We start from the raw sequence: 24,395 nt of genomic DNA, 5'->3' as shown, positions 1-24,395 counted from the left end.
GCGGGCCTAGACCTCGCCGCTGCGCAGCGCGTCGACAGCGTACTGCAGGTCCTGCGGGTACTCACTGGTGAACTCCACGTACTCCCCCGAGCCCGGGTGGGTGAAGCCCAGTTTCCGGGCGTGCAGCCACTGCCGGGTCAGGCCAAGCTCTGCGGCCAGCTTTGCATCCGCACCGTAGGTCAGGTCGCCGGCGCAGGGATGGCGCAGGGCCGAGAAGTGGACGCGGATCTGGTGGGTGCGGCCCGTCTCCAGGTGCACCTCCACCAGCGAGGCCTTGCCAAAGGCTTCCAGCACCTCGTAATGCGTCACCGACGGCCGGCCGCCCTCAACGACGGCGAAACGCCAGTCGTAGCCGGGATGCCTGCCGATCGGAGCGTCGATGGTGCCCTTGAGCGGGTCGGGCAGCCCCTGGACCACTGCGTGGTACATCTTGTCCACGGTGCGGTCCTTGAACGCCTGCTTCAGGAGGGTGTAGGCGTGCTCGGTCTTGGCAACCACCATGACCCCGGAGGTGCCGACGTCGAGCCGGTGGACAATGCCCTGCCGCTCGGGGGCGCCTGACGTGGAGATCCGGTAGCCGGCAGCGGCCAGCGCCCCGACCACCGTCGGCCCCACCCAGCCCGGCGAGGGATGCGCGGCCACGCCCACCGGTTTGTCGATGACGACGAAGTGCTCGGCATCGGCCAGGATCAGCAGGTCGTCAACCGGCTCGACGACGACGGCCAGCGGGTCCCGCTGCTCCGGGACGTCCGCAGTGATTTCCTGCCCGGCGTGCAGCTTGTCCGATTTCGTCAGCACCTTGCCCTTGGAACTGAAGTAGCCGTCCGTGCACCAGGTGGCGGCGACGGAACGGGAGACGTCAAGCAGGCCTGCCACTACGGCGTCGGCCCGCTTGCCGTCGGCTTCCTCGGGGACTGCAAAAACTGCGTGGAGCTCATTCATCGTGTTGCCTCGTCGTCATTACGCTGGTCTGTCGTTACTGTCTTGCCGGACGGCGTGCGTACGCCGTCCAAACCGATTCCCCGCAGCGTGAGCAGGCAGACCAGGATCACGCCGGAGACCACGCAGGAATCGGCGATGTTGAAAATCGCGAAGTTCGGGAAGGCGATGAAGTCCACGACATGGCCCTGGCCGAAGGACGGTTCCCGGAAGAGCCGGTCGGTCAGGTTGCCCAGCGCACCGCCGAGCACCAAACCCAGGGCCGTGGCCCAGGCCAGGGAACGGACCCGGAACATCAGGTAGGCCAGGAAACCGGACACAAGCACCATGATGATCGTGAAGACCCACGTGTAGTCGGTGCCGATCGAAAACGCTGCACCGGGATTGCGGATGAAGTGCCAACGCAGGATCGGGGGCAGGACATCGGTTATCTGGCCCTCGGCCATGGTGCTGACCACCCACAGTTTCGTGAGCTGGTCGGCGATAACGGCGACGACCGCCACGGCAAGCATGATGAGAGCAGGCTTGCCCCTGCGGGCACGGCTGCGTCCGGCTCCCGTGTTGTCCGGGGTCTGCGGTGAGGAAGGAGTCATGGTGCTTTCGTGATCGGAATGCCGGGGGAATCAGGCGCCGACTGAACTGCGCGGTGAATCGAATGTTCGTGCAAAAACGTAAGGGCCGTCGGCCGGGGTGACCCGGCCTCCGGCCCTTAGGTTTCATTCAGCTAATACGTTGCTTAACTTCTGCATTGTTCAGCTTCTTCAATAACTCGACTTCTGGAATGCCGGCTGCTGCCTGTACATCAGTTTAACCGATCTTCCAGGAGCGCCGTGTCCGAGGCAATTACGCGTCGGCGGTTTCCGAAGCTACGGAACCGCGTGCATCCAGATCGCGCAGCTGGCCTTCGATGTAGGCCTTCAGGCGCGAACGGTAGTCCCGCTCGAAGCCGCGCAGCTGCTCGACCTTGCGCTCCAGGACAGCCTTCTGCTGCTCCAGGGTGCTGAGGATCTTGCGGCTCTTCTCCTGGGCGTCGGTGACGAGGCCGCTGGCCTCGATCTGCGCTTCGGCGATGATCTTGTCGCGCTGCTCAATACCGGCACCGACATAGTCGTCGTGCATCTTCTGGGCCATGGCCAGGATGCCCGCAGCGGTCTCCGTGTTGTTGGCCGCGGGAGCCGCGACGGGCTCCGGCTTGGCCTCGACGGGTGCCGGGCGCTCTTCTACGACCGGAGCTTCAACCTCAGGCTCGGGCTTGGGTTCTTCCGGAACCTTTTCGATCTTCGGTGCAGCGGCTACGGGAGCCGGAACCGAGTTCGCCGAAGCGGTGGACCCACCGGCTGCGGCCGCAGCCAGCTGGCTGCGGAGGTCTTCGTTTTCGGAGTTCAGCCGGCGCAGTTCCACCACGATCTCGTCGAGGAAGTCATCGACTTCATCCTGGTCATAGCCTTCCCGGAACTTGGTCGGCTGGAACCGCTTGTTGACAACATCTTCTGGCGTCAGAGCCATCTGGTCACCTCATACTGGATTATAAGATTCGCCTGCGAGTCAAGCAGGCGGTTCTACGTAGAGAATTACGGACATACAAAAATGCAGGGTTGTATTCGGTTTCACACTATATCGTTTGGTTTCCGAAAACTAACCGGACCCCTGCGGCGCGGAACGCTAGCGCGCGACGCCGACGACAATCTGCGTGAGGATCGATACGAGGATAAACAGGACCAGGAAAGCCAGGTCCAGGGCCACTCCCCCAAGCCGCAACGGCGGGATGATGCGCCTGAACAGCCGGACGGGCGGGTCGGTAACACCATATACGCCGGTAGCGAGCACGAGTGCCGGCCCCTTTGGCCGCCACTGCCGGGCAAACATCTGCACGGCGTCGTACACGATCCGCAGGATGAGGGCGAGCTGGAAGAGAACCAGCACCAAGTACACCAGGGGAAGAATGATATTCACGCGCAGGGTTTCATTTCCGAAGTCGGTCAGCAGCCCCTGCGGCCCGTCGGTGCGGGCCTTGGGCTAGCTCTGGTTGAAGAAAGTGGACTGTGATTCGCTGATCTTCTTGTCGTCGCCCAAAACCTCAACGTAGGACGGCGAGAGCAGGAAGACCTTGTTGGTGACACGCTCAATGCTACCGCGGAGGCCGAAAACGAGGCCCGCGGAGAAATCAACGAGGCGCTTGGCGTCCGCTTCTCCCATATCGGTGACGTTCATGATGACGGGGATGCCGTCACGGAAGCTCTCACCGATGATCTTGGCGTCGTTGTAGGAGCGGGGGTGGACCGTGGTGATCTGGCGCAGGCCGGACACATCCTCACGGGACGACGGGGCACGCTTGATGGGTGTCACGGGTGCGCGGTACTCCTCCACTGCATTTCGTACGACGGGGGCAGGAACCGCCTCCGGCGCTTCCTCATCGGGCTCATGGACGGGAGCAAAGTCTTCCTCCCGGGCAGGGGCTTCCCGCAGGTGCCGCTGTTCGGACTCGTAGTGCTCGTCACCGTCGGCGAGCCCAAGGTAGATCATTGTCCTGCGCATTGCGCCAGCCATGGTTGCTCCTCTTAATCCTTCAACGCCTAGCTGCCCATTACTGTACTGTTACTGCACGGTACTGCAGGGTGCTGCGCGGCGGCTGTATGGTGTTCGTACTTTGACGCTACCGTACCGGCGGGCGCGGGCCCAGAACATCGGACCCGATTCTCAGGTGTGTCGCCCCGTGTGCGACGGCCGCCTCGAGGTCCGAACTCATGCCGGCGGAGATGCTTCGCGCCTCTGGGTGCTGCGCCTGCAGCTGCCCCGAAAGTTCCCGGAGGCGGGCGAAGGCCTCCCCGGCATCCGCGCCGAGCGGCGCAACGGCCATCAGCCCGGACAGCAGCAGCCCGGGAGTACCGGCAACGGACTCGGCCAGAAGCGGCAGATCCCCGGGCAGTGCTCCCCCTCGGCCCGGATCCGCAGCCCGTGCGGCGTCGTCCCGCAGGTCCACCTGCAGGAAGCAGGACAGGTCCCCACGTGGCACCAGCCCTGCGGATTCCCGGCGCCGCTGCTCTGCTGCCATCGCCTTGCCCAGGGCAGTCACCAGGGAACGGCGGTCCACCGAGTGGACGGAGGCGGCGTAGCGCACCACGGACTTCGCCTTATTGGACTGCAGCTGGCCGATGAAGTGCCAGTCCAGGTCCAGGTGTGCCAGGTCCGCGGCCTTTGCGGCGGCCTCCTGGTCCTTGTTCTCGCCCACGTCCCGGACTCCCAGTCCGGCAAGGATCCCGACGTCGGAGGCGGGGAAATACTTGGTGACCACAATCAGGTGCGGTTCTTCGGCACCGGCGGGGCGCTCGGCTGCCGCGATGCGGTTCCGGACGCGCTGCAGCCTGTCCCGCAGCTCATCGGCGCGGGTGGGATATTCGGATATTGAAGTCATGGTCTTTCCATTATCTCCGGCCCGCCGGCCTTCGATGCGCCGGTGGAGATTCAGGGACGGCGCCAGATCACGCCGGCGAACCGTCCGGTGGCGGGGTCCCGGCGATGGGAAAACAGCTCGTCGTTCTCCAATGTGCAGCCCTCGACCCGTTCTACTGATACCCCCAGGGCCATGAGCTGCGCCTGGGCTCCCGCGGGAAGATCAAGCGCCGGGGTCCCGCTGCGGGTTACTGCGGCAGTAGCCGGCAGCAGGGCAACCGATTCGTCCCGCATGGCTGCCGGAACCTCGTAGCAGTGCCCGCAGACGCAGGGACCTATCCAGGCACGGAGCCCGGTTCCGCCGGCGGAACGCATCCGGTCGACGGCGACGGGCAGGATGTTATCCAGCAGGCCGCGGCGGCCGGCATGCACGGCGGCGGTAACCGGCCTCCCGTCCGGGCCGGCACCGGCCAGCAGGACCGGCACGCAGTCGGCCACCATCACCGCCAGCGGGGCTGCGCCGTCGACACTGACCAGGCCGTCCGCCGTGGGAGCACCGGAGCCGGGGTCGGCTGCTTCTGCCACCAGTGCGGAATGGACCTGGTTCATAAAACGCAGCGAGCCGGGGCGGACGCCCATCGCGGACTCGAGTTCCGCACGCCGCCTGCGGACCGCATCCGGGTCATCCCCCACATGCAAAGCGAGGTTGCCCGCGGAAGCGTTGGTGAATCCCGCCCACAGGTTGTCGCCAACCTGGCGGTGCCACCAAAACATCCGGGACAACCCCGCTGTCATGCTCAGCTGTCTAGCTCTGCTGCTCTGCCTGCCGGTTTTCCTACTTCAGGAAGTCCGGTACGTCCAGGTCATCCGGACGGCCGGTGGACAGATCGGATTCCACGACTGCCGGAAGATCGATATCGAAGCCGGCGTCGGCCGGGACATCGCTGTGCTGGTGCGACCGCTGGGACCAGGCCGACAGGCCTGCGGAAGCCGGAGCGGCAGCCCCGAAGCCACCTGCAGCCGCTGCCGAGGCAGGCGGCGTGGCCGGCTCGGCCGGCTTGTTGTGCTGCGCCGGCTGCGAGGTGACATCCACCTGGTCGAAGCCTGCCGCGATAACGGTAACCCGCGCTTCGTCGCCCAGGGCGTCGTCAATGACGGCACCGAAGATGATGTTGGCTTCGGGGTGGGCAACTTCCTGGACCAGGCGCGCTGCCTCGTTGATCTCAAACAGGCCGAGATCGGAACCGCCCTGAATGGAGAGGAGCACGCCGTGGGCGCCGTCGATCGAAGCTTCGAGCAGAGGAGAAGCTATTGCCAGCTCGGCAGCCTTGACTGCACGGTCCTCGCCGCGGGCCGAACCGATGCCCATGAGGGCCGAACCTGCACCCTGCATAACCGATTTCACGTCCGCGAAGTCGAGGTTGATCAGGCCCGGGGTGGTGATCAGGTCGGTAATACCCTGAACGCCGGAGAGCAGGACCTGGTCCGCGGAACGGAAGGCATCCAGCATGGAGACGTTGCGGTCGCTGATGGACAGCAGCCGGTCATTCGGGATGACGATCAGCGTGTCGACTTCGTCGCGCAGCGTATCGATACCGGATTCGGCCTGGTTGGAGCGGCGCCGGCCTTCGAAGGTGAAGGGACGCGTAACCACGCCGATGGTCAGGGCGCCGAGCGAACGGGCGATCCGGGCGACGACGGGAGCGCCGCCGGTACCGGTTCCGCCACCTTCGCCTGCGGTCACGAAGACCATGTCCGCTCCGCGGAGGACTTCCTCGATCTCCTCGGCGTGGTCCTCGGCGGCCTTGCGGCCGACCTCGGGATCAGCGCCGGCGCCCAGGCCACGCGTGAGTTCGCGGCCGACGTCGAGCTTGACGTCTGCGTCGCTCATCAGCAGTGCCTGTGCATCGGTGTTGATGGCGATGAACTCCACGCCGCGGAGGCCAACATCGATCATCCGGTTTACGGCGTTCACGCCACCGCCGCCGATGCCGACGACCTTGATGACGGCCAAGTAATTCTGCGGTGCTGCCACGTCCTGTGTCCCTTGTTCGAATCTCTGCAACTTTTATGTTTTTCGCAGCTGCGTTCGTTCTGCAGCTGCATGTGTCCTACTGAACCGGCCTGCGTACAAACCGGTTCCCGGCCGCCGACGCCCCCGTGGTTTCCAGCGGAATCCCGGAGATCTCCACTGGACGCCCGGCCGAAAACCTTGAACCTACACAACCCTAACCCTCAACTTGAGGGTTATAGTTATGTCAAGTAATCCATTACTTGAGACGCTATGGGGCCAGCGCCGCTTCCGCAAATACCGCCCCCGCGTGTCGGAGGATTCTTTCATCACGGCCGCGGAAAGCTACCTGCTCCGTTCCCCTGCGGATCCCCTCCGAGGGCTCCGGTCCGGCGCCTGGTTTCCAGCCGTCCTCCGCGCCGGTCAACGTGTCACCGGACGGTCGGGGGTACTGACGTCGTAAACCTGCACCGGCGGATCGGACGGCTCCATCTTCAGGAGCGCCTCAAGCACCCGTGCCTTTGCCTCGTTGGCATCGGCACTCCCCCAGAATACTGTCTGCCCGCTCTTAAGCTTCAGTTCGACCGAATCCAGCGTCTGGGCGGAGGCGTTCTCCAGCCGGCCAAGCACCTCCGGCGGAAGCGTCGCCAGTACTGCCGTGATGCTGGGGAAAACACTCGCATGGATGGCTTCGCTTCCGCCGGCGATAAGCGGAAGGGCGACCGCTGCCCGGTCAGCTGCTATTGCCAGCCGGCGGCCCTCTTCGTCGATGAGGACATGCGTGTCACCGTCCTGCAGGACGGCTACGGGAATGCGTTCGGTGACAGTAACCACCAGGGTGGACGGTGGCTGTGCTGCGACCTCGATCTTTTCGATTTCGGGGCGGTCTTTCAGCAGCCCTTCCACGTCGGCGTCGGAAATGGTGGGCAGGGTCTGCCCCTTCAACGGTTCCAGCGCTGCTTCGGCCTGTTCACGTGGCAGCAGCGTGGTGCCCTCTACCACTACGGTCTGCAGGGCGAGCATCGGTGAGAAGAACAGCAGGGCAAAGAACAGCGCAGTGACGGACAGCGCGGAGCCGACCGTGATCCATGCTGCCCGGCGCCGCCGCTTGCCGGGCGGTTCCGGAAATGCCAGGACCGTTCCGTCGGTGCCTGCGCTGTTGGCGCCAGGCACCGGGGACTTTGCGGCGGAGCGCCGGCTTCCCGCAAAGCGGCGCGGGGCCTTGTCCGCCGGAGCGCCCGCAGGCTTCCCGGCGGATTTCCCCTTCCCCGCCGGCTTGGCCTTGGCGGCACCGGCAGCAGGCCGGACAGCGGTGGAACCGGCGGCGGGCCTGTCTGCTGCCACCTGGTCTTCCGGATCGAGGGCACGTGTGGCCGTGATGGTCTCGTCGTCGCTCCCGGAGCGCTTCCTACCGGCCATTGGCGGCTTTCCCCGCTGCGGCGGCCGAACGGGCCGGAACGGCGGCCAGGCGGGCAACCAGTTCGGATCCGAGCGCGGTGACGTCACCGGCACCGACGGTCAGGATGATGTCTCCCTCGTCGGCGCTGTCTGCAACCTGGGCCACCGCGCGTTCCGGACTATCGGCATAGCCGCCGGGGACGTGCAGGCGGGAGGTGATCAGCTCACTGGTGACGCCTTCAATCGGATCTTCCCGTGCCGGATAGATGTCCAGGACGGTGGCGGTATCGGCCAGGTCCAGGGCTGCTGCAAACTCGGCCGCAAAGTTGCGGGTGCGGCTGAACAGGTGCGGCTGGAACAACACATGCACCCGATGCCCTCCGGCCACTGTGCGGGCCGCCTTCAGGGCGGCGTCCACTTCGGTGGGATGGTGGGCATAATCGTCGAACACCTGCACGCCGCGTGCACTGCCGCGGGATTCGAACCGCCGGGCGGCGCCGGAGAACGTAGCGAGCCCCGCTGCGGCCGTCCGGGGATCAACGCCCAGTTCCAGCCCGACGGCAAAGGCGGCAGCCGCGTTCAGGATGTTGTGCGCGCCCGGAACCTGCAGGACAAGCTGCACCTCGCCGTCGCGGCCGTCCACGGTGTACTGCAGGGTGCTGGCCGAGCCGGCGCCGGCGGGACGGGTGTCCGTAACCCGCACGTCCGCACCGGCGGCGTAGCCGTAGGTGGCTACCCGGACGCCCGGGCAGCGTTCAACGAGGGCTACGGCACCGGCGTCGTCCGCGCAGGCGACAAGGAGCCCCTCCGCCGGCAGCAGCGCCGTGAAGGCGTCGAAGGAGGCGAAGACCGCTTCCTCCGTGCCGTAATGGTCCAGGTGGTCGGCCTCGACATTAGTGACCACGCTGATCCGCGGGTTGTAGTTGAGGAAGGAGCCGTCCGACTCATCGGCTTCGGCCACGAAGACCCGTCCCGCCCCGTGGGCGGCATTGACGCCAAGGGCCGCAACGTCGCCGCCGATGGCGAAGGAAGGATCCAGTCCGGCCTCCCGCAGCATCACGGTCACCATGGCCGTGGTGGTGGTTTTGCCGTGGGTGCCGGCCACCGCTATGAGGTCCTGCTCGCCCATGGCCGCGGAGAGCGCCACTGAGCGGTGGATGATCCGCAGCCCGCGGGAACGCGCCGCCGCAAGTTCCGGATTCTGCTCGCGGATGGCCGTTGACACGACTACCGTGTCGACGCCGGCAACGTGTCCGGCGTCGTGCCCCACAAACACCTCGGCCCCGAGCGCTTCAAGGGCCCGCAGTCCCGGTGAGTCCTTGGAATCGGAGCCGGAGACTTCAATGCCCTGGGCCAGGAGTACCCGGGCAACGGCGGACATGCCGGCACCGCCGAGGCCGATGAAGTGTACTTTCCCAAGGTCTGTCGGGTTCAGCCGGTTCATGCCTTTGCCCTATCGCTTGCTTCGAGGATGAATGCAGCCATCCGCTGGTCCGCGTCACGGATGCCCAACGCCGACGATGCCTTGGCCATGGCTTCCAACGCCGCCGGATCGGCCAGCAAAGGTATCAGCCTGTCGGAAATCCACTCGGCTGTGAAGAGGGCGTCGGCAACCGTAAGCGCTCCGCCGGCAGCCACGAGGGCTTCGGCATTAAGCGCCTGTTCGCCGTTGCCGTGCGGCAGCGGAACCAGGACGGCAGGCAGCCCCACTGCGCTGATTTCGCAGACGGTGCCTGCCCCGGAGCGGGCCAGCAGCAGGTCCGCAGCGGCGTAGGCCTGCTCCATGCCGTCGACGTACTCCACCTGCGTGTAGCCGCGGGCGGCGATCGGTTTTCCGTCGGCGTCCACCAGGGACTTTCCGCGGCCGGTGATGTGCAGGGTCTGGATGCCGGCCGCAGCCAATGCCGGAAGGGCATGTTCCACGGCCCGGTTGATGCTTGCGGCACCCGAAGAGCCTCCGGTCACCACCAGCGTGGGGCGGTCCTGCTCCAGCCCCAGGGCGGACCGTGCGGCATTCCGGGCGGCATGGCGGTCCAGTCCGGAGATTTCCCGGCGCATCGGCATACCGACCCACGTGGCCCGGGGCAGGCTGGTGGATTCGAAGGCCACGCCCGTCACGGCCGCGAAGCGCGCACCCACGCGGTTGGCCAGCCCGGGACGCGCGTTGGCCTCGTGCACGATCACGGGAAGCGATCGGCGGCGTGCCGCCAGGTACACCGGCGTCGAAACGTAGCCGCCCACGCCCACAACGACGTCGGCCTGCGCGGAGTCCAGGATCTCGCCGGCCTGCCGCACGGCACGGAGAAGGCGGCCGGGCAGTTTCGCCAGGTCTGCGGAAGGCCGCCGGGGCATGGGGACCCGGTCAATGGTGGCCAGCTCATAGCCCGCTGCGGGCACCAGGCGGGTTTCCATTCCGGACGCGGTCCCCACCACTGTGATGCGGGCGTCGGGGCGGTGTGCCGTCACGGCATCTGCGATGGCCAGGAGAGGGCTGATGTGCCCGGCGGTGCCGCCTCCGGCCAGGACTACGGAGAGGGAAGGCTGCGTCATGGAGCTGTTGGTTCACTTTCGGGGATTTTACGGGCAAAGGAAAGCAGGACGCCGACGGCGGCGAGCGTGAAGGTCAGGGAGGATCCGCCATACGAAATGAACGGCAGCGGTACGCCGATGACGGGAAGCAACCCGGTCACCATCGCAATGTTCACGGAGGCCTGGCCGATGATCCAGACCAGGATGGCACCGCAGACAATGCGGATGAACGGGTCTGTATGGCGCATGGTGACCCGGACCGTCGCGACGGCAAGGACGGCAAAGAGGCTGACCACGACGAGCGTTCCCAGCAGGCCGAATTCCTCGCCGATAATGGCGAAGATGAAGTCGTTGTGGGCTTCCGGGATCCAGTTCCATTTCTGCCGGCTCTGGCCGATGCCCACTCCCAGCCAGCCGCCGGAGGCCAGCGCGTACATGCCGGCGTTGGCCTGGTCGCAGAGGCCGGTGCTGCAGTCCAGCTGGAGCCAGGCGCTGATCCGGCTGGAGCGGTTGCTGCTCACCAGCGACATGAGTACCGCTCCCACGGCCGCTCCGGCCGCAAGGACGCCCAGGAAGCGCAGCGGAGCACCGGCGAAGAACAGGGCGGCAACCATGATCATGCCCATCACGATCACGGTGCCGAGGTCGCTTCCGAGCATGACCAGGAGGATCAGGATCCCGCCGCCGGGCACAACTGGAATAAGGGCGTGCTTCCATTCGTTGATCAGCCGTCCCTTCCGGGACAGGACCGCGGCGAACCAGATCGCCATGGCCAGCTTCGCGGCTTCGGAGGGCTGACCCGTGATGGGCCCGATCTCGATCCAGTTCTTGTTGCCGTTGACTTCCTTGCCGATCACCAGCACAAGCACCAGCAGGATGACGGCGATGCCGTAAAGGAACCAGGAGAGGAAGCGGTAGTGGGGCGGCCCGAGCCGCGAGAGCCCCAGCATGGCCACCACGCCCGCCGCAGCGAACATGGACTGCTTCAGGAACAGATCGAACGTCGTCGCCGCGCCTGCATCGCTGCCGGCAGCGGCGGCAATGGATTCCACCGAGGACGCCGAAAGCACCATCATCAGGCCGATGGCGGTGAGGGCCAGGGTGGCGCCGAGGATCGTGTAGTAGCTGGAGCCGGTGGCACTGCGCCCGCTGCCCTCCAGGAAGACGAGGAAGCGCTCAACGCGCGACGCCGGTTTGGCCGGACGGTCCGCAGCGCCGCGTTTCCCGGCCGGGGGCTTCCCCGGTGCGGTTTTCGGTGTCACCGCGCCCGTGCCGGTATTGGCTGTGGCCGCTGGATTCCGGCGCAGGACCGGTTTGCGTTTGCTGCCGGTGGGCGTGGTGACCAATCTAGGGCTCCTTCGGAGTCTGTGCCTGTCCCGGTGCCTGCTGTTCGCTCATATATCCTGCGACGGCTTCGATGAAAGCCTCGCCGCGGTGGGCATAGGAAGTGAACTGGTCCATGGAAGCTGCTGCCGGCGCCATCAGCACCGTGTCTCCTGCTTGGGCCACGGTAGCCGCCGCAGCGACTGCCCTGACCATGATCTCTTCGGCACTGGTGACCGGTGCCGCCGTCTGCTGCCGTTCCCCAGTCTGCTCCACAAGGGCGTGGATGACCGGCACATCGGGTGCGTGTTGGGCCAGGGCTGCCTGCAGGTCCGCGGTGTCGGCTCCGATCAGGACCACTGCCTTGAGCCGGCCGCGGTGCTCGGCAACCAGGTCGTTGTAGTGAACGCCCTTGGACAGGCCGCCGGCAATCCAGACAACGCTGTTGAAGGCAGCCAGCGACGCCGCCGCGGCATGCGGATTGGTCGCCTTGGAGTCATTGACCCACAGGATGTCATTGAGGCGGGCCACGGGCTGGATCCGGTGGTCTCCCGGTGCATAGGCCCGCAGTCCGTCCCGGACCGCCGCGGGTTCGACGCCGAAGGCACGCACCAGCGCAGCAGCGGCCAGGGCATTGGCCACCATGTGCCGGGGAGCGTACTCCCCCAGGTCGGCCATGGCGGCAAGCTCCGCCGCGGAGTCCTTGCGCTGCTCGATGAAGGCCCGGTCCACCAGCAGTCCTTCAACCACTCCGACCATGCTGACCGCCGGCACTGAGGTGGTGAAGCCGACCGCGCGGCAGCCTTCCACGACGTCGGCTTCCTCGACCATGCGCTCGGTCTCGTACTGCTCGGCGTTGTAGATGCAGGCGACCTGCGTGTTTTCGTAGATCTTGGCCTTGTCGGCCCGGTAGGCCTCAAAGGAGCCGTGCCAGTCCACGTGGTCTTCGGCGATGTTCAGGCACACGCTGGCCAGCGGGGACATGGAGTGTGTCCAGTGCAGCTGGAAGCTGGAGAGTTCCACGGCGATGGCGTCATAGCCTTCCGGATCCCGGATCGCATCCAGGATCGGGGTTCCGACGTTGCCGGCCGCGATGGCGCGCAGGCCGGCGGCCCGGAGCATGCTCTCGGTCATCGAGACCGTGGTGGTCTTGCCGTTGGTGCCGGTGATGGCCAGCCACTGGGCGGTCTTGCGGCCTTCGCGGATACGGACCCGCCAGGCCAGCTCGACGTCGCCCCAGACGGGAATGTCCGCTGCGGCGGCTGCCGCCAGCACCGGGTGGGTGGGGCGGAAGCCCGGTGAGGTCACCACGAGGTCAGGGGCAGCGCCGTCGACCTCGGGAAGCCCGGCAACCGCATCGGCTCCGAGCAGGATGTCCGCGGCGCCGACAATCCGAAGGGTGTCCGCCTTGGCGCGGTTCTCCTCGGTGTCCCTGGCATCCACCACTACAACCCGGGCCCCGAGTTCGATCAGGGTGTCCGCGGCGGAGAAGCCGGAGAGGCCGATACCGGTGACGACTACGCGCAGTCCGCTCCAGTCGGCGTCCCACGTGGTCAGTTCGGCAAGGGGAGCACTCACAGTCCCACCACCCATTCGGCGTAGAAGATTCCCAGCGCCACGGCCACGCAGAGGCCGGCGATGATCCAGAACCGGACCACCACGGTGACCTCGGCCCAGCCCTTGAGCTCGAAGTGGTGCTGCAGCGGAGCCATCTTGAACACGCGCTTGCCGCCGCTGAGCTTGAAGTAGCCCACCTGGATGATGACGGAGAGGGTGATGATCACGAACAGGCCGGCAAGGATCACCAGCAGCAGCTCGGTCCGCGAGAGGATGGCGAAGGCCGCAATGGCGCCGCCGATCGCCAGCGAGCCGGTGTCGCCCATGAAGATCTTCGCGGGCGAGGTGTTCCACCAGAGGAAACCGATGAGGGCGCCAGCCATGGCCCCGGCCAGCAGGGCCAGATCCATCGGGTCGCGGACTTCGTAGCAGACGCCTTCTGCGCCCGGTGAGCCGCAGCTCTGGTTGTACTGCCAGATCCCGATCAGGAAGTAGGCGCCGAACACCAGCACGGACGCACCGGCGGCCAGGCCGTCGAGGCCGTCGGCCAGGTTCACGCCGTTGGTGGTGCCGGTGATGATGACCAGGGACCAGATCACGAACAGGATCGCGCCGATCACCGTTCCCGCGAAGGCAAGGTCGAAGTTTGTGTCCCGGATGAAGGAGACCGCGGTCGACGCCGGCGTCCTCCCCTGCTCATTGGGGAACTGCAGGGCCAGGACGGCAAAGGTGATGCCGACGACTGCCTGCAGGATGATCTTTGCCTTGGCGTTCAGGCCGAGGCTGCGCTGCTTGGAGATCTTGGTGTAGTCGTCGATGAAGCCGACCATGCCCATACCCACGGTGAGCAGCAGGACCAGCAGTCCTGACGCCGTCGGGCTGAAGGACCCGAAGCCCAGCATGCCGCTGATCAGGTGGGTGAGGAAGTACGCAGCCACCACGGACGCCACGATGACGGCGCCGCCCATGGTGGGGGTGCCGCGCTTGGTGTGGTGGGAGGTGGGGCCGTCGTCACGGACGAACTGGCCGTACCCCTTCCGCACCAGGAAACGGATGAACAGGGGTGTTCCGGCAAAGGCGAAGACCAGAGCCAGCGAAGACCCTACAAGCAGGGAGATCACAGGTTCTCTCCTCCGGTCCCTTCGGTGCGCGCCGGCGCAGTCGCCGGATCAGTTGCTGCGGACGGTGGTACAGGGGTCAAGGCTATCCGATCGCCGAGGAAGCGCAGGGCCGCCCCGTTGGAGGATTTGAACAGGACAAGGTCTCCGGGCGCGAGGGACTCGGCAAGGATGCGCTCGGCTTCCTCCGCCGTTTCCACGAAGGTGGATTCCTCCCCCCAGGAACCCTCCATGACCGCACCGGTGTGCATGGCGCGGGCACCGGTGCCCACGACAATAAGTTTGGAAATATTGAGCCGGACAGCGTAGCGGCCGATGGCGTCGTGTTCCGTGACGGCATCCTCGCCCAGCTCCAGCATTTCGCCCAGGACAGCCCAGGTGCGCCGTTCCCGGCCGAGTTCGGCCAGGGTGCGCAGGGCTGCGCGCATGGATTCCGGGTTTGCGTTGTACGCATCGTTGATCACCGTGACGCCGTCGGCGCGGTCGGTGCGCTCCATGCGCCAGCGGCTGGCTGCCGTGCGGCCGGAAAGCCCTGCGGCAATCTGCTCGCCGGGAATACCCGCTGCGTAGGCTGCGGCAGCGGCCGCCAGCAGGTTCGCCGTGTGGTGGGCGCCGATGAGGCCGGACCGGATTTCGTGCCGGCTGCCGTCGGGCAGCAGCAGTGTGAAGACGGGCCTGCCCTCGGCGTCGGTGCGGGCATCCAGGGCACGGACGGCGTTCTTGGCGCCGTGCGCGGCTTCCGGCGAGGAGGTGAAGTAGAGGACCGGCGCGTCGGTGCGTTCAGCCATCGCCGCGACGCGGATGTCGTCGGCGTTCAGGATGGCGGTGCCGCCGGCGGGCAGCGCTTCGACGAGCTCTCCCTTGGCGACGGCGATGTTGTCCACGCCGCCGAACTCACCGGCGTGGGCGGAACCCACGAAGAGGACGACGCCGATATCCGGCTTGACCATGTCGGCCAGGTAGCGGATGTTGCCGATGCGGGTGGCGCCCATTTCCATCACGAGATAGCGGGTGCCGTAGCCGGCGGTAAACACGGTCAGCGGAAGGCCGACTTCGCCGTTGTAGGAACCTACCGGAGCGACGGTGGGACCGGCCTCGGTCAGGACACCGGCCAGCAGGTCCTTGGTGGTGGTCTTGCCGGCTGATCCCGTGATGCCGATGACGGTCAGTTCGCCGTGCGCCCGGAGCCGGCGGACAATTTCCGCGGCTAGGGTGCCCATGGCCAGGACGGCGTCGGGAACCAGCACGCCGGGGTAAAGCGCACCGGCGTCGTCGGCCACCGGCCGCTCAAGAAGCGCCAGCATGGCGCCGCGGGCAAAAGCGGCGCCCACGAACAGGTGGCCGTCCGAGTTCTCGCCGGGCTTGGCAATGAAGAGCGAGCCCTGTACGGCGTCGCGCGAATCCGTGGTGGCGGAAGTCACGACAAGGCCCGGCGTCTGTGCGGCCGGGCCGATCAGCTCGCCGCCTGTAATTGCCGCTATTTCGGCTGCATTAAGTTCAATCATGACGAATTAGGACTCTACCCCGTCGCTCGAAAGGGCACTGAATCCGTATCTTGTCAAAGCCCGGCGCAGTTCCACCCGGTCATCGAGGGCAAGGTTCTCCCCCATGACTTCCTGCCACACTTCGTGGCCGCGGCCGGCCACCAGCACGGTGTCCTGCGGGCGCGCCAGTTCCACGGCACGGTCGATGGCAGCTGCACGGGGCGCGACTTCCTCAATGACACACGCCAGGTCTTCCCCGGTCCGTGCGCCCTCGGCACCGCGCAGGACGTCCGCACGGATGGCGGCGGCGTCTTCGCCGTGCGGGTCATCGTCGGTGACGACGACGACGTCGGCCAGGCGGGCCGCGATGGCTCCCATTAGCGGACGCTTGGTCTGGTCCCTCTCGCCGGTGGCACCAAAGACGACGATTACCCGCGAGTCGCCGTCGGGACGCCGCACCGAGGCAAGGGTGCGGGTCAGGGCATCGGGGTTGTGGGCAAAATCAACGATGGCTGCCGGCTCTTCACCGATCAGCTGCATCCGTCCGGGGACCTCGACGGTAAACGGATCATGGGCGTCCAGCGCCGCCTGCACGGTTTCTGCGGGAACGCCGGAGGCCAGCACCATCACTGTGGCCAGCGCGGCGTTGGAGATGTTGAAAGTTCCGGGCAGGGCCGTGGAGACCCGCAGCTGTTCCCCTTCCGGACCACGGAGCCTGAAGGAGTGCCCGAGTCCGCGGGGCTCAATGTCCGTAACGAACCAATCGGCGTCGCGGCCGGTGCCGTCAGTCGCAAGCGTCAGGACCGGCACCCCGGCCCGGGCTGCCATTTTCACTCCCCATTCGTCATCGACCGTGACGACGGCCCGGCGGGCGCGGTCGGGCTGGAAGAGCGCCGCCTTGGCAGCGAAGTATTCCTCCATGGAGCCGTGCAGGTCCAGGTGGTCCTGTGTCAGGTTGGTGAATCCGGCGACGTCGAAGCGGACACCGTCAACTCGGCGGTAGGTGATCGCATGGGAGGAGACCTCCATGGTGGCGGCGTCCAGGCCCCGCTCGCGCATCAGGGCCAGCAGCCCGTGCACCTGCGGTGATTCGGGCGTGGTCAGGACGCTCGGAATGGCTTCCCCGCCGGCAAGGATCTCGATCGTGCCGATCAGCCCGGTGGTACGCCCGAGTGCCTGCAGGAGCGAGTTCACGAAGTAGGAGGTGGTGGTTTTGCCGTTGGTGCCCGTGATGCCGAACAGGGTGGGGCGGGGTCCGTCCGCAGGCACGCTGTTGAAGACGGCGGCGGCCAGCGGCCCGACCAGCCGGCGGACCTCACCGGCGACGAAGACCGGAATGTGCAGTTCGGCAAGATGCGCCAGCCCTGCCTTGTCGGTCAGGACCGCCGACGCTCCGGCCGCCTCCGCTGCGCCTGCGAATCGGGCGCCGTGATGGCGGGCGCCGGCGATGCCCACATAGAGGTCACCGGGGAGCACCTCACGGGAATTGATCGTGAGTCCCGAAAGCTCCGTATCCCAGGCTGCTTCCGCCGTTCCCGCGGCAGGTGCAACGTCCTGCAGCTGCGCAGGCAGAGCCTGTACGGCGGCGCGCACGGTAACCGGATCAACGGCATCGGGACGGAGACCCGATCCGGCGGGGGGATTTTCACTTATTGGCACTTCAATGCTCCAGGAATTAGTACTCAATGGGGTAAGTCTCGGGTTCACCCGTGGAAGGCGGCACGTTGTTGCTGACCAGCGTCTGTTCCATGACCTTCTGGAAGGACTGGCCCGGAATGATGTAGTAGAGGTCGCCCTGGGGCCGCTGGAGGGTCACCACAACCACGTACTTCGGATCATCCATGGGTGCAATACCAGCATAAGAGAGGGTCGAGCCTGAATAGCCGCCGTTCGGTCCGGGGGCTTCAGCCGTGCCCGTCTTGGAACCGACCCGGTACTGCTTCAACTCGCCTGTCTTGCCGGAGCCGTCCTTGGTGACCGTTTCCATCATGTGCTGGACCTGCTCCGCGGTCTCCTCGGAGACAACCCGCGTACCCGGTTCCTTTTCGATGGGCTGCTCCGTGCCGTCTTCCTTAATGACGGAGTCGATGATGCTCGGCTGGACGCGGACGCCGTCGTTGGCAATGGTCTGGAAGACACTTGCCGTGTGCAGCGCCGTCTGCGTCAGGCCCTGTCCGAACAGCACGGTGTACTGCTGCCGTCCGTCCCAGGCGTCCGGTTCCGGCAGCAGGCCTGCGGTTTCCCCGTTGAGTCCAACGTTCAGCGGCTGGCCGATCCCGAACTTCCGCAGCCAGTCGTACCGCTGCTGCGGCGTCAGCTGCTCTCCGACCATCACCGTTCCGGTGTTCATGGACTTGGCCAGCACACCCGCCACGGTCATGTGGACGGTCCCGTGCGGGACGGCGTCCTTGAAGGTCTGGCCGTCAACGGTGTACGTCGGTTCGATCTCCAGCCGTGTTTCGGGGGTGGTGATGCCTTCCTCGATGGCGGCCGCCATAGTGATGACCTTGGTGGTGGAGCCGGGCTCGAAGAAGTCCGTGACGGACCTCGCCTTACGAGACTCCGCCGGGGTTGCCCCGGGATTGTTGGGGTCCACAGTGGTGGATTCCGCCAGCGCGATCACCCGGGCGGTATCCGCCTCCATAACCACGATGTTGCCCCACTCGGCATCGTATTCATCCACCTGTGCAGCGATGGTCTGCTGGGCAAACCACTGCAGGTCCTGGTCGATGCTCAGCTTTATGGATTCCCCGTCGTGGACGGGTTCGTCCTCATTGGTGGCGTAGGGAATGCGGATGCCGTCTCCGCCGATTTCGTAGGTCTTGCTGCCGGCCTCGCCGGCAAGGATTTCGTCCTGGGTCAGCTCCAGGCCTTCCTGCGCGCCTTCGGTGCCGAGGAAGCCCACGATGGACCCGGCCACCGAGCCGGAGGGGTAGGTCCGCAGCGTCGTCCGGTCCGCATAGATCCCCGGGAACTTTACGGCGAGGACCTTTTCCTTGACCTCCGGAGTGACGGTTTTGGCGACGAAGTTGAAGCCCTTCTCCCCCAGCAGAGCCGAGCGCAGGGTTTCCGGATCCTGCCCCAGGATGGCGCCAAGTTCCTCAAACGCCTGGTCGAAGGTGACGTCCTGGAGTTTCCCCTCGGCGTCGCGGCGCTTGAATTCCTCGCCGATGTCCTGCGAAAGGCGCTGGTCCACCACAATGTCGAACCGCTCCACGCTTCGGGCCAGGTAATTGCCGTTGGAGTCGAGGATGCTGCCGCGCAGGGCCGGTACGGTTACCGTCACGAGCCGGTTATCCACGGCGCTCTGCGCCATGCCGTCCGGGTCCAGTGCCTGGACATGGAAGAGCCGAAGTCCGAGAACGGTCAGGAGCACCAGGCCAAAGATCAGGCCGGCGCGCAGGCGTCCGGTAACGAGGGCCACCCTGTGGTTGTCCGGGCCGGATTTTTGTGCCACAACGTGTCCTCGTTCATGCCTAAGTTTTGATGACTGCTTCGCTTGGATCAGTTTCCGCTTCGCTGCACGGGGGCGGGGATGGTTCCGCCGTTCAGTTCGCCTTCAGGGACGATGTCCGAAGGCTGGGCCGGATCCGCTGCCGGTATCCGGGCAGCTTCTTCGGCTGCGGCGGCTTCGGCCGCTGCGTCGCGTGCGGCAGCTTCCTCCCGCTCCTCGAGTGCCCGGACGGATTCCTGCGGTTCTGCCGGAACCACGGCGGGTGCGGGTGCGGGGGTGATCGGCTGGGTCAGGACACTCGGTGCCCCGATCAGCAGTTCGGCGGGCTCGCCTTCCTTGGCTGCCTCCGGGCTGCCGGTAACTGCAAGCGTCTGGAGGTCAATGGTGCCGAAGGTGGGCGACGAAACCATGCCCAGGTCTGCTGCGGAAGCAGCCAGGACCTGGGGTGCCTGGTGGTTTTCGATCTTCTGGGTCAGCGCTTCGTTGCGCTGGGCCAGTTCCGCCTTCTGGCTCTGCAGCTGCACCAGCTCGTACTGGCCGCTGGAAACCGAGATGTTCAGCAACAGCACTGAGGCCAGTCCGAGGACGAGGGCAGCGAAGCAGAAAACCGCGAACGGTGCACGTTTGCGGCGTTTGGCGGCGGGCACCAGCGACAGCGGGGTGCGCCGCCTGACGGTGGTGGCAGGCGCCGCAGCATCCCAATCAAGCGCGCGCGCCGTGTTGCCGACGACGGCGCTTGACGCCATGGTGCTGAATCGGGCCGATGGCCAACGTTCGCTCATTATTTCCTGGCCCCATCCATGGGTTTGCGGATTCGTTCTACTGCACGGAGTTTTGCGGAGGCTGCACGGGGATTTTCTGCAATTTCCTCGTCCGTAGGCACCTCGGTGCCCTTGGTCAGCCTCTTGAGCTGGGCCTTGTGTTGTTCAAGTTCAACCGGGAAGCCCTTGGGGGCGGAGGACCGCGCGCCCGCAGCGAAGACGCCCTTGACGATCTTGTCCTCAAGCGAGTGGTAGGACATCACGACCACGCGTCCACCCACGTTCAGCACCGACAACGATGCCGGAATGGCCCGCTCGAGGACATCGAGCTCCTCGTTCACTTCGATGCGCAGGGCTTGGAACGTTCGCTTGGCAGGATGCCCGCCGGTCCGCGCAGCTGCCGCCGGGACGACCCCGCGGATCGCTTCGACGAGCTCGCCGGTGGTGGTGAAGGGCTTCGACGCACGTGCAGCAACAATGGCCGAGGCGATTCGTCCCGCGAACTTCTCCTCGCCCCATTTCCGGATGATGCCTACCAGCTCGGCCTCGCCGTAAGTGTTGACGATGTCTGCAGCGGTACGCCCGCGGCTGGTGTCCATCCGCATATCCAGGGGCGCATCGTAGGAGTAGGCGAAGCCGCGGTCGCGTTCATCGAGCTGCAGCGAGGAAACGCCCAGATCGAACAGCGCGCCGTCGATGCCCTCGAATCCAAGATCCGTGACGACGTCTGCTATTTCGTCGTAGACCGCATGGACCAGGTCAATCCGGTCCGCAAACGGTTCCAGCCTCTCGCCGGCCAGGGCCAGTGCCTGCCGGTCCCGGTCGATACCGATCACGTGCAGCTGGGGGAACCGCTGCAGCATGGCTTCGGTGTGCCCGCCCATTCCCAGGGTGGCATCTACTACAACGGCACGGCCGTGGTCGGCTACGGCGCTTTCGATGGAAGGAGCCAGGAGGTTGATGCAGCGGTCGCGCAGCACCGGAACATGCCGTTCCTCGGTGGGGCGCTCTTCGCTCATCTGAGGCTTCCTTCCATTCGTCGTGTTGTTTGCCCTGCGGCCGGTTCTTAAACCAGACCCCCATCCGCGCCTCACCGCTTTGCACCTTCTGGCTCCGGGGAAGGGAAGCCAGACGGCCTTGCGGTGGGGCGGCGGGAGATCTCATTCAAGACCCGGCCCGGGTTGTCCCTGTAGCGGGTGGTACTGCTAGAAAATCCCTGGAATCGCGTCTTCGTCTGTTTCCGAGAACGCGGTTTCCTGTTCTGCCAGATAGTTCTGCCAAGCGGTTGCATCCCAGATCTCGGCCCGCGTACCGGCGCCGATGACGACCAGTTCGCGTCCAAGTCCCGCGTACGACCTCAGCGCCGGCGGGATGGTTACCCGGCCCTGCTTGTCTGGAACTTCGTCAGAGGCTCCTGAGAGAAAGACCCGAATGTAGTCACGCGCCTGGCGGGAGGAAAGTGGAGCTTCCCGCATTTGGTCGTGGACCCGTTCGAATTCCTTCTGGCTGAAGACGTAGATGCAGCGCTCCTGACCCCTGGTCAGGACAAGGCCGTCGGCCAGTTCCTCGCGGAACTTGGCCGGCAGGATCAGCCTCCCCTTCTCGTCCAGACGCGGCGAATGTGTTCCTAGGAACATCCCGCACCGCCCTGTCCGATTGGGGGTAAACCCCTTGAGTACCGCCCCTACCCTCTTATGTCCCCCACTTTACTCCACTTCCCTCCACAGTCAACGCCTTCGCACGTTGTATTCCGGGCGCGTCGCATCCAAAATCCGCATGTTGATGCGGATTCTCGCGGGTGGAGTGCAGTGGAGGGGTTTAAGTGACCGACATCAGCTCCGGAAACGCGTCCCGAACAGGAAAAAGGGCACAAAAAAGGACCCGCCGAAACGGATCCTTTTTGCGCTTCCTACCTGCCTGCCATCCTTCGGTACCGGACTGTCACGGGGTCCGGGGCCTGCGGCGCGGAGCGGGTGTTCCTACGGCTGGTCGCGTTTGCGTTCGTCCCACTTGCTTTCCAGGTTATTCATGAATCCACGCTGCGTACTGGACTCGCGCTCCTTGCGCCCGTCCGTTGCCGCCGGCGCGTTCTTCCGTCCCCGGGTGGTTGCGTAGTACACGCCCGCACCCATGATGAGGAACCCCAGTACACCGACCAGGATGCCCGCTTCCGTAATTCCCAGAAGCAGCACCCCCAAGCCCACCACGGCCAGCAAGGCACCGAGGACGATACGCCTGGTCGAGATCCCACGGCCCGCGGACGTCGCCATTGAGTTCGCGAATTTTGGATCTTCGGCGTGTAATTGCTGCTCCAGTTGATCCAGCAAGCGCTGCTCGTGTTCCGACAGTGCCATTGCTGCCTCCTTGCCGTCCGGTCCTGCCCCTGTAAACCAACCAACGAACGTGTGGCGCCGGATGTTCCCGCGCAGGCTCGCTGCTGCTTTGCACTTAGTCCAAGGATAGGTGGCAACCGGTCCGCACGAAAGCGGCCGGTCCACGTATTCCACCGGGCAGGGAACCAGCCCCAACGCACAGCCTGTCCGGCACCGGGCGGAGCGCCGGGGGACATTCAGTCCGGGAACCGGTCCGGCTCCGGCGGTGGCTTCCGGGGAGACGGGGCGATGAGCCGGGCAGGAACAACGCCCAGTTCCCCGAAGCGCCGGTTGATCCGATCAAGCGCATCCTCTGCCGAACGCCAGCTGTCCTCTCGTCCGTCCAGGGTCAGCTGCATGGCAGCACCTTCGGCGGATTCAAGCTGTTCAGCCCTCAGCCCGATCAGCCGGACACTTTGCGGCCGCGGCCCCAGGGCGGTCAGCAGCCCCTTGGCCGTCTCGTAGATCATCTGGGCGCTGCCCACCGGCTCGGGAAGGGTGCGGGTACGGGTCAGCGTCGTGAAGTCCGCATAACGCACCTTCAGGGAAACCGACCTGCACTGGAGTCCGGCGGCCCGCAGGCGGACAGCACTGCGGTGCGCGAGCCGAAGCAGCTCCGTGTGCAGGACCTCGTCGTCGCTGACGTCTGACGCGAAGGTTTCCTCGGCGCCGATGCTCTTTTCGCGCCGGACGGGTGTTACAGCCCGGCCATCCCGCCCCCAGGACAGTTCATACACGTGGTCCCCCACGGCCCCGAGCAGCCGGCGGAGCACAGTCGGCGGGGTATTGGCCACATCCGCCACCGTGGCAATGCCGACGCGGGCCAGCACCTCGCGGGTCTTGGCTCCTACTCCCCACAACGCAGAAACGTCCAGAGTGTGGAGGAAGTCCACTGTCTGCTCCTTGGGCACCAGCAGCAGGCCGTTGGGTTTGCATCGGGTGGAAGCGATCTTGGCCACGAACTTGGTGGCGGCAATGCCCACACTGGCGGTCATGCCCAGTTCGGCGGCAACACGCTCGCGGATGTGCTCTCCGATGGCGCGGGGCGGCCCGAGCCTGCGCATGGCTCCTGCGATATCAAGGAAGGCCTCGTCGACGCTGAGCTGTTCCACCAGCGGAGTAATGGATTCGAAGATCTGCATCAGCTGCCCGGAGAAGGTCCGGTAGACCTCCTGGTGCGGCTCCAGGACCACTGCCTGCGGGCACTGCCGGCGGGCAACGGCCATCGGCATGGCAGAACGGACACCGTAACGCCTCGCCTCATAGGATGCGGACAGGACGACGGACCGTCCCCCGAGGCCGCCTACGATGACCGGCCTGCCAACCAGGTCGGGCCGTTTGAGCAGCTCTACGGAAACATAAAAAGCGTCCATGTCCACGTGCATTATGGTGCAGTCGCGGTTGCCGCTGCCGGCGTCGGGACCATTGCTCACTCCATCATCGTAGCCAGCCGCGCCCCCATTCCTGCCTTTCCTGCTTCATCGCTTCTTTTCGGCACCCTAACCACCTTCCCTGGAGCGGTTTTCGGTTCGCCTAGACTGGGTGGCAGGACCCTGACCCCCACCGAAGCGGAACCCGATGAAAAAGACGCTCACGCTGCTCTCTGCCGCGGCCCTGATCCTGGCGGCAGCCGGATGCTCCACCGGCACCGCGGAGGACGGGGATTCCCCGTCCGCTACGCAGTCCGAATCCCCCACCCCGACGCCTACGGAGTCTCCCGTTGCCCTCGCGGACGGATTCCCGTCCGACCTCATCCCGGTGATGGAGGGCGCAGAGCTTCTTTCGAGCAGCGTGGACCGGGCGAACGGCACGCTCACCGCCGTATTAGTGGAGTCCTCGGATGCTCCCGCAGCCGAGATCCTCGCCTTTTACGATGCCAAGCTGGTTGCCCAGGGTTTCACTGCAGCCGAAGCGGCCACCGGTTCCCCGTCCTCGCGCGACTACGTGCGCACCGGCGCCAGTGAACCCGAGACGGTCAACATCACGGCGATTACCAAGGAGGGCGGCCCGGCGACGGTGACTGTCGGCGCCACGGTCCTCGCAGAAACGGTGAAATAAC

The 24,395-nt window shown here is 65.8% G+C and carries 23 protein-coding genes; 1 reads left to right on the top strand and 22 read right to left on the bottom strand.

Features of this window, described 5'->3' with window-relative positions:
• Positions 1 to 6: 6 nt before the first annotated feature.
• From N2L00_RS06195 to dinB, 22 genes are all read right to left on the bottom strand, one after another.
• Positions 7 to 942, bottom strand: coding sequence for an RluA family pseudouridine synthase (locus N2L00_RS06195; RefSeq protein ID WP_255863265.1), 936 nt, complete (start codon positions 940 to 942; stop codon positions 7 to 9).
• Complete coding sequence (gene lspA / locus N2L00_RS06190; RefSeq protein ID WP_255863266.1) at positions 939 to 1,532, bottom strand: signal peptidase II; 594 nt, start codon at positions 1,530 to 1,532, stop codon at positions 939 to 941. The genes N2L00_RS06195 and lspA overlap by 4 nt, the downstream gene beginning before the upstream one ends.
• 250 nt (positions 1,533 to 1,782) lie before the next feature.
• Positions 1,783 to 2,445, bottom strand: coding sequence for a DivIVA domain-containing protein (locus N2L00_RS06185; RefSeq protein ID WP_255765819.1), 663 nt, complete (start codon positions 2,443 to 2,445; stop codon positions 1,783 to 1,785).
• Positions 2,446 to 2,601: 156 nt separating this feature from the next.
• A complete protein-coding gene (locus tag N2L00_RS06180; RefSeq protein WP_227922585.1) occupies positions 2,602 to 2,892 on the bottom strand; it encodes a YggT family protein in 291 nt (96 codons plus the stop codon).
• 63 nt (positions 2,893 to 2,955) lie between these two features.
• Positions 2,956 to 3,486, bottom strand: a complete 531-nt coding sequence (locus tag N2L00_RS06175) for a cell division protein SepF (RefSeq protein WP_227922587.1) — start codon at positions 3,484 to 3,486, stop codon at positions 2,956 to 2,958.
• 106 nt (positions 3,487 to 3,592) lie between these two features.
• Positions 3,593 to 4,351, bottom strand: coding sequence for a YggS family pyridoxal phosphate-dependent enzyme (locus N2L00_RS06170; protein WP_255863267.1), 759 nt, complete (start codon positions 4,349 to 4,351; stop codon positions 3,593 to 3,595).
• A 50-nt stretch (positions 4,352 to 4,401) separates the two neighbouring features.
• The gene (pgeF, locus tag N2L00_RS06165; RefSeq protein WP_255863268.1) at positions 4,402 to 5,124 is read right to left on the bottom strand and encodes a peptidoglycan editing factor PgeF; all 723 of its coding nucleotides are present in this window, start codon (positions 5,122 to 5,124) and stop codon (positions 4,402 to 4,404) included.
• Positions 5,125 to 5,164: 40 nt separating this feature from the next.
• Positions 5,165 to 6,364, bottom strand: coding sequence for a cell division protein FtsZ (ftsZ, locus tag N2L00_RS06160; RefSeq protein WP_227922592.1), 1,200 nt, complete (start codon positions 6,362 to 6,364; stop codon positions 5,165 to 5,167).
• Between the two features lie 399 nt (positions 6,365 to 6,763).
• Positions 6,764 to 7,759, bottom strand: a complete 996-nt coding sequence (locus N2L00_RS06155) for a cell division protein FtsQ/DivIB (protein WP_255863269.1) — start codon at positions 7,757 to 7,759, stop codon at positions 6,764 to 6,766.
• On the bottom strand, positions 7,749 to 9,182 hold the full coding sequence (gene murC, locus N2L00_RS06150; protein ID WP_255863270.1) for a UDP-N-acetylmuramate--L-alanine ligase: 1,434 nt from the start codon (positions 9,180 to 9,182) through the stop codon (positions 7,749 to 7,751). The genes N2L00_RS06155 and murC overlap by 11 nt, the downstream gene beginning before the upstream one ends.
• Positions 9,179 to 10,288 (bottom strand): undecaprenyldiphospho-muramoylpentapeptide beta-N-acetylglucosaminyltransferase, encoded by a 1,110-nt coding sequence (gene murG / locus N2L00_RS06145; RefSeq protein WP_255863271.1) that lies wholly within the window; start codon positions 10,286 to 10,288, stop codon positions 9,179 to 9,181. Before murG ends, murC begins: the two co-directional genes overlap by 4 nt.
• Positions 10,285 to 11,613, bottom strand: coding sequence for a putative lipid II flippase FtsW (ftsW, locus tag N2L00_RS06140; protein WP_255765813.1), 1,329 nt, complete (start codon positions 11,611 to 11,613; stop codon positions 10,285 to 10,287). The genes murG and ftsW overlap by 4 nt, the downstream gene beginning before the upstream one ends.
• Before the next feature lies 1 nt (position 11,614).
• A complete protein-coding gene (murD, locus tag N2L00_RS06135) occupies positions 11,615 to 13,183 on the bottom strand; it encodes a UDP-N-acetylmuramoyl-L-alanine--D-glutamate ligase (RefSeq protein WP_255765812.1) in 1,569 nt (522 codons plus the stop codon).
• A complete protein-coding gene (gene mraY, locus N2L00_RS06130) occupies positions 13,165 to 14,268 on the bottom strand; it encodes a phospho-N-acetylmuramoyl-pentapeptide-transferase (RefSeq protein ID WP_255765811.1) in 1,104 nt (367 codons plus the stop codon). The genes murD and mraY overlap by 19 nt, the downstream gene beginning before the upstream one ends.
• Positions 14,265 to 15,770, bottom strand: coding sequence for a UDP-N-acetylmuramoyl-tripeptide--D-alanyl-D-alanine ligase (gene murF, locus N2L00_RS06125; protein WP_255765810.1), 1,506 nt, complete (start codon positions 15,768 to 15,770; stop codon positions 14,265 to 14,267). Before murF ends, mraY begins: the two co-directional genes overlap by 4 nt.
• 6 nt (positions 15,771 to 15,776) lie before the next feature.
• Entirely contained in the window at positions 15,777 to 17,435 is a 1,659-nt protein-coding gene (locus tag N2L00_RS06120; RefSeq protein ID WP_374676612.1) for a UDP-N-acetylmuramoyl-L-alanyl-D-glutamate--2,6-diaminopimelate ligase, read from the bottom strand.
• The gene (locus tag N2L00_RS06115) at positions 17,425 to 19,206 is read right to left on the bottom strand and encodes a penicillin-binding protein 2 (protein WP_255765809.1); all 1,782 of its coding nucleotides are present in this window, start codon (positions 19,204 to 19,206) and stop codon (positions 17,425 to 17,427) included. Before N2L00_RS06115 ends, N2L00_RS06120 begins: the two co-directional genes overlap by 11 nt.
• 47 nt (positions 19,207 to 19,253) lie before the next feature.
• Entirely contained in the window at positions 19,254 to 19,985 is a 732-nt protein-coding gene (locus N2L00_RS06110) for a hypothetical protein (protein ID WP_255765808.1), read from the bottom strand.
• The gene (gene rsmH, locus N2L00_RS06105) at positions 19,985 to 20,983 is read right to left on the bottom strand and encodes a 16S rRNA (cytosine(1402)-N(4))-methyltransferase RsmH (protein ID WP_255765807.1); all 999 of its coding nucleotides are present in this window, start codon (positions 20,981 to 20,983) and stop codon (positions 19,985 to 19,987) included. The genes N2L00_RS06110 and rsmH overlap by 1 nt, the downstream gene beginning before the upstream one ends.
• A gap of 186 nt (positions 20,984 to 21,169) precedes the next feature.
• The gene (gene mraZ, locus N2L00_RS06100; RefSeq protein WP_227922615.1) at positions 21,170 to 21,601 is read right to left on the bottom strand and encodes a division/cell wall cluster transcriptional repressor MraZ; all 432 of its coding nucleotides are present in this window, start codon (positions 21,599 to 21,601) and stop codon (positions 21,170 to 21,172) included.
• Positions 21,602 to 21,943: 342 nt separating this feature from the next.
• Positions 21,944 to 22,318, bottom strand: a complete 375-nt coding sequence (locus N2L00_RS06095) for a DUF3040 domain-containing protein (RefSeq protein ID WP_255765806.1) — start codon at positions 22,316 to 22,318, stop codon at positions 21,944 to 21,946.
• Positions 22,319 to 22,533: 215 nt separating this feature from the next.
• On the bottom strand, positions 22,534 to 23,721 hold the full coding sequence (dinB, locus tag N2L00_RS06090; RefSeq protein WP_370647034.1) for a DNA polymerase IV: 1,188 nt from the start codon (positions 23,719 to 23,721) through the stop codon (positions 22,534 to 22,536).
• Between the two features lie 193 nt (positions 23,722 to 23,914).
• Between dinB and N2L00_RS06085 the strand changes: the two genes are divergently transcribed.
• Positions 23,915 to 24,394, top strand: a complete 480-nt coding sequence (locus tag N2L00_RS06085; protein ID WP_255765804.1) for a hypothetical protein — start codon at positions 23,915 to 23,917, stop codon at positions 24,392 to 24,394.
• The last annotated feature ends 1 nt before the right edge of the window (position 24,395 follow it).

It is taken from the genome of Arthrobacter sp. zg-Y1171 (genome assembly GCF_025244845.1).
Lineage (GTDB): Bacteria > Actinomycetota > Actinomycetes > Actinomycetales > Micrococcaceae > Arthrobacter_B.
Note: the sequence above shows the minus strand (reverse complement) of the source record. Positions and strands in the feature narration are given on the sequence as shown.

What these genes read in the sequence shown, in the direction of transcription:
- N2L00_RS06195 (WP_255863265.1), bottom strand. Translation starts at nt 942, where the DNA reads ATGAATGAGCTCCACGCAGTTTTTGCAGTCCCCGAGGAAGCCGACGGC.
- lspA (WP_255863266.1), bottom strand. Translation starts at nt 1,532, where the DNA reads ATGACTCCTTCCTCACCGCAGACCCCGGACAACACGGGAGCCGGACGC.
- N2L00_RS06185 (WP_255765819.1), bottom strand. Translation starts at nt 2,445, where the DNA reads ATGGCTCTGACGCCAGAAGATGTTGTCAACAAGCGGTTCCAGCCGACC.
- N2L00_RS06175 (WP_227922587.1), bottom strand. Translation starts at nt 3,486, where the DNA reads ATGGCTGGCGCAATGCGCAGGACAATGATCTACCTTGGGCTCGCCGAC.
- N2L00_RS06170 (WP_255863267.1), bottom strand. Translation starts at nt 4,351, where the DNA reads ATGACTTCAATATCCGAATATCCCACCCGCGCCGATGAGCTGCGGGAC.
- pgeF (WP_255863268.1), bottom strand. Translation starts at nt 5,124, where the DNA reads ATGACAGCGGGGTTGTCCCGGATGTTTTGGTGGCACCGCCAGGTTGGC.
- N2L00_RS06155 (WP_255863269.1), bottom strand. Translation starts at nt 7,759, where the DNA reads ATGGCCGGTAGGAAGCGCTCCGGGAGCGACGACGAGACCATCACGGCC.
- murC (WP_255863270.1), bottom strand. Translation starts at nt 9,182, where the DNA reads ATGAACCGGCTGAACCCGACAGACCTTGGGAAAGTACACTTCATCGGC.
- murG (WP_255863271.1), bottom strand. Translation starts at nt 10,288, where the DNA reads ATGACGCAGCCTTCCCTCTCCGTAGTCCTGGCCGGAGGCGGCACCGCC.
- murD (WP_255765812.1), bottom strand. Translation starts at nt 13,183, where the DNA reads ATGGGTGGTGGGACTGTGAGTGCTCCCCTTGCCGAACTGACCACGTGG.
- murF (WP_255765810.1), bottom strand. Translation starts at nt 15,770, where the DNA reads ATGATTGAACTTAATGCAGCCGAAATAGCGGCAATTACAGGCGGCGAG.
- N2L00_RS06110 (WP_255765808.1), bottom strand. Translation starts at nt 19,985, where the DNA reads ATGAGCGAACGTTGGCCATCGGCCCGATTCAGCACCATGGCGTCAAGC.
- rsmH (WP_255765807.1), bottom strand. Translation starts at nt 20,983, where the DNA reads ATGAGCGAAGAGCGCCCCACCGAGGAACGGCATGTTCCGGTGCTGCGC.
- mraZ (WP_227922615.1), bottom strand. Translation starts at nt 21,601, where the DNA reads ATGTTCCTAGGAACACATTCGCCGCGTCTGGACGAGAAGGGGAGGCTG.
- N2L00_RS06095 (WP_255765806.1), bottom strand. Translation starts at nt 22,318, where the DNA reads ATGGCACTGTCGGAACACGAGCAGCGCTTGCTGGATCAACTGGAGCAG.
- dinB (WP_370647034.1), bottom strand. Translation starts at nt 23,721, where the DNA reads ATGCACGTGGACATGGACGCTTTTTATGTTTCCGTAGAGCTGCTCAAA.
- N2L00_RS06085 (WP_255765804.1), top strand. Translation starts at nt 23,915, where the DNA reads ATGAAAAAGACGCTCACGCTGCTCTCTGCCGCGGCCCTGATCCTGGCG.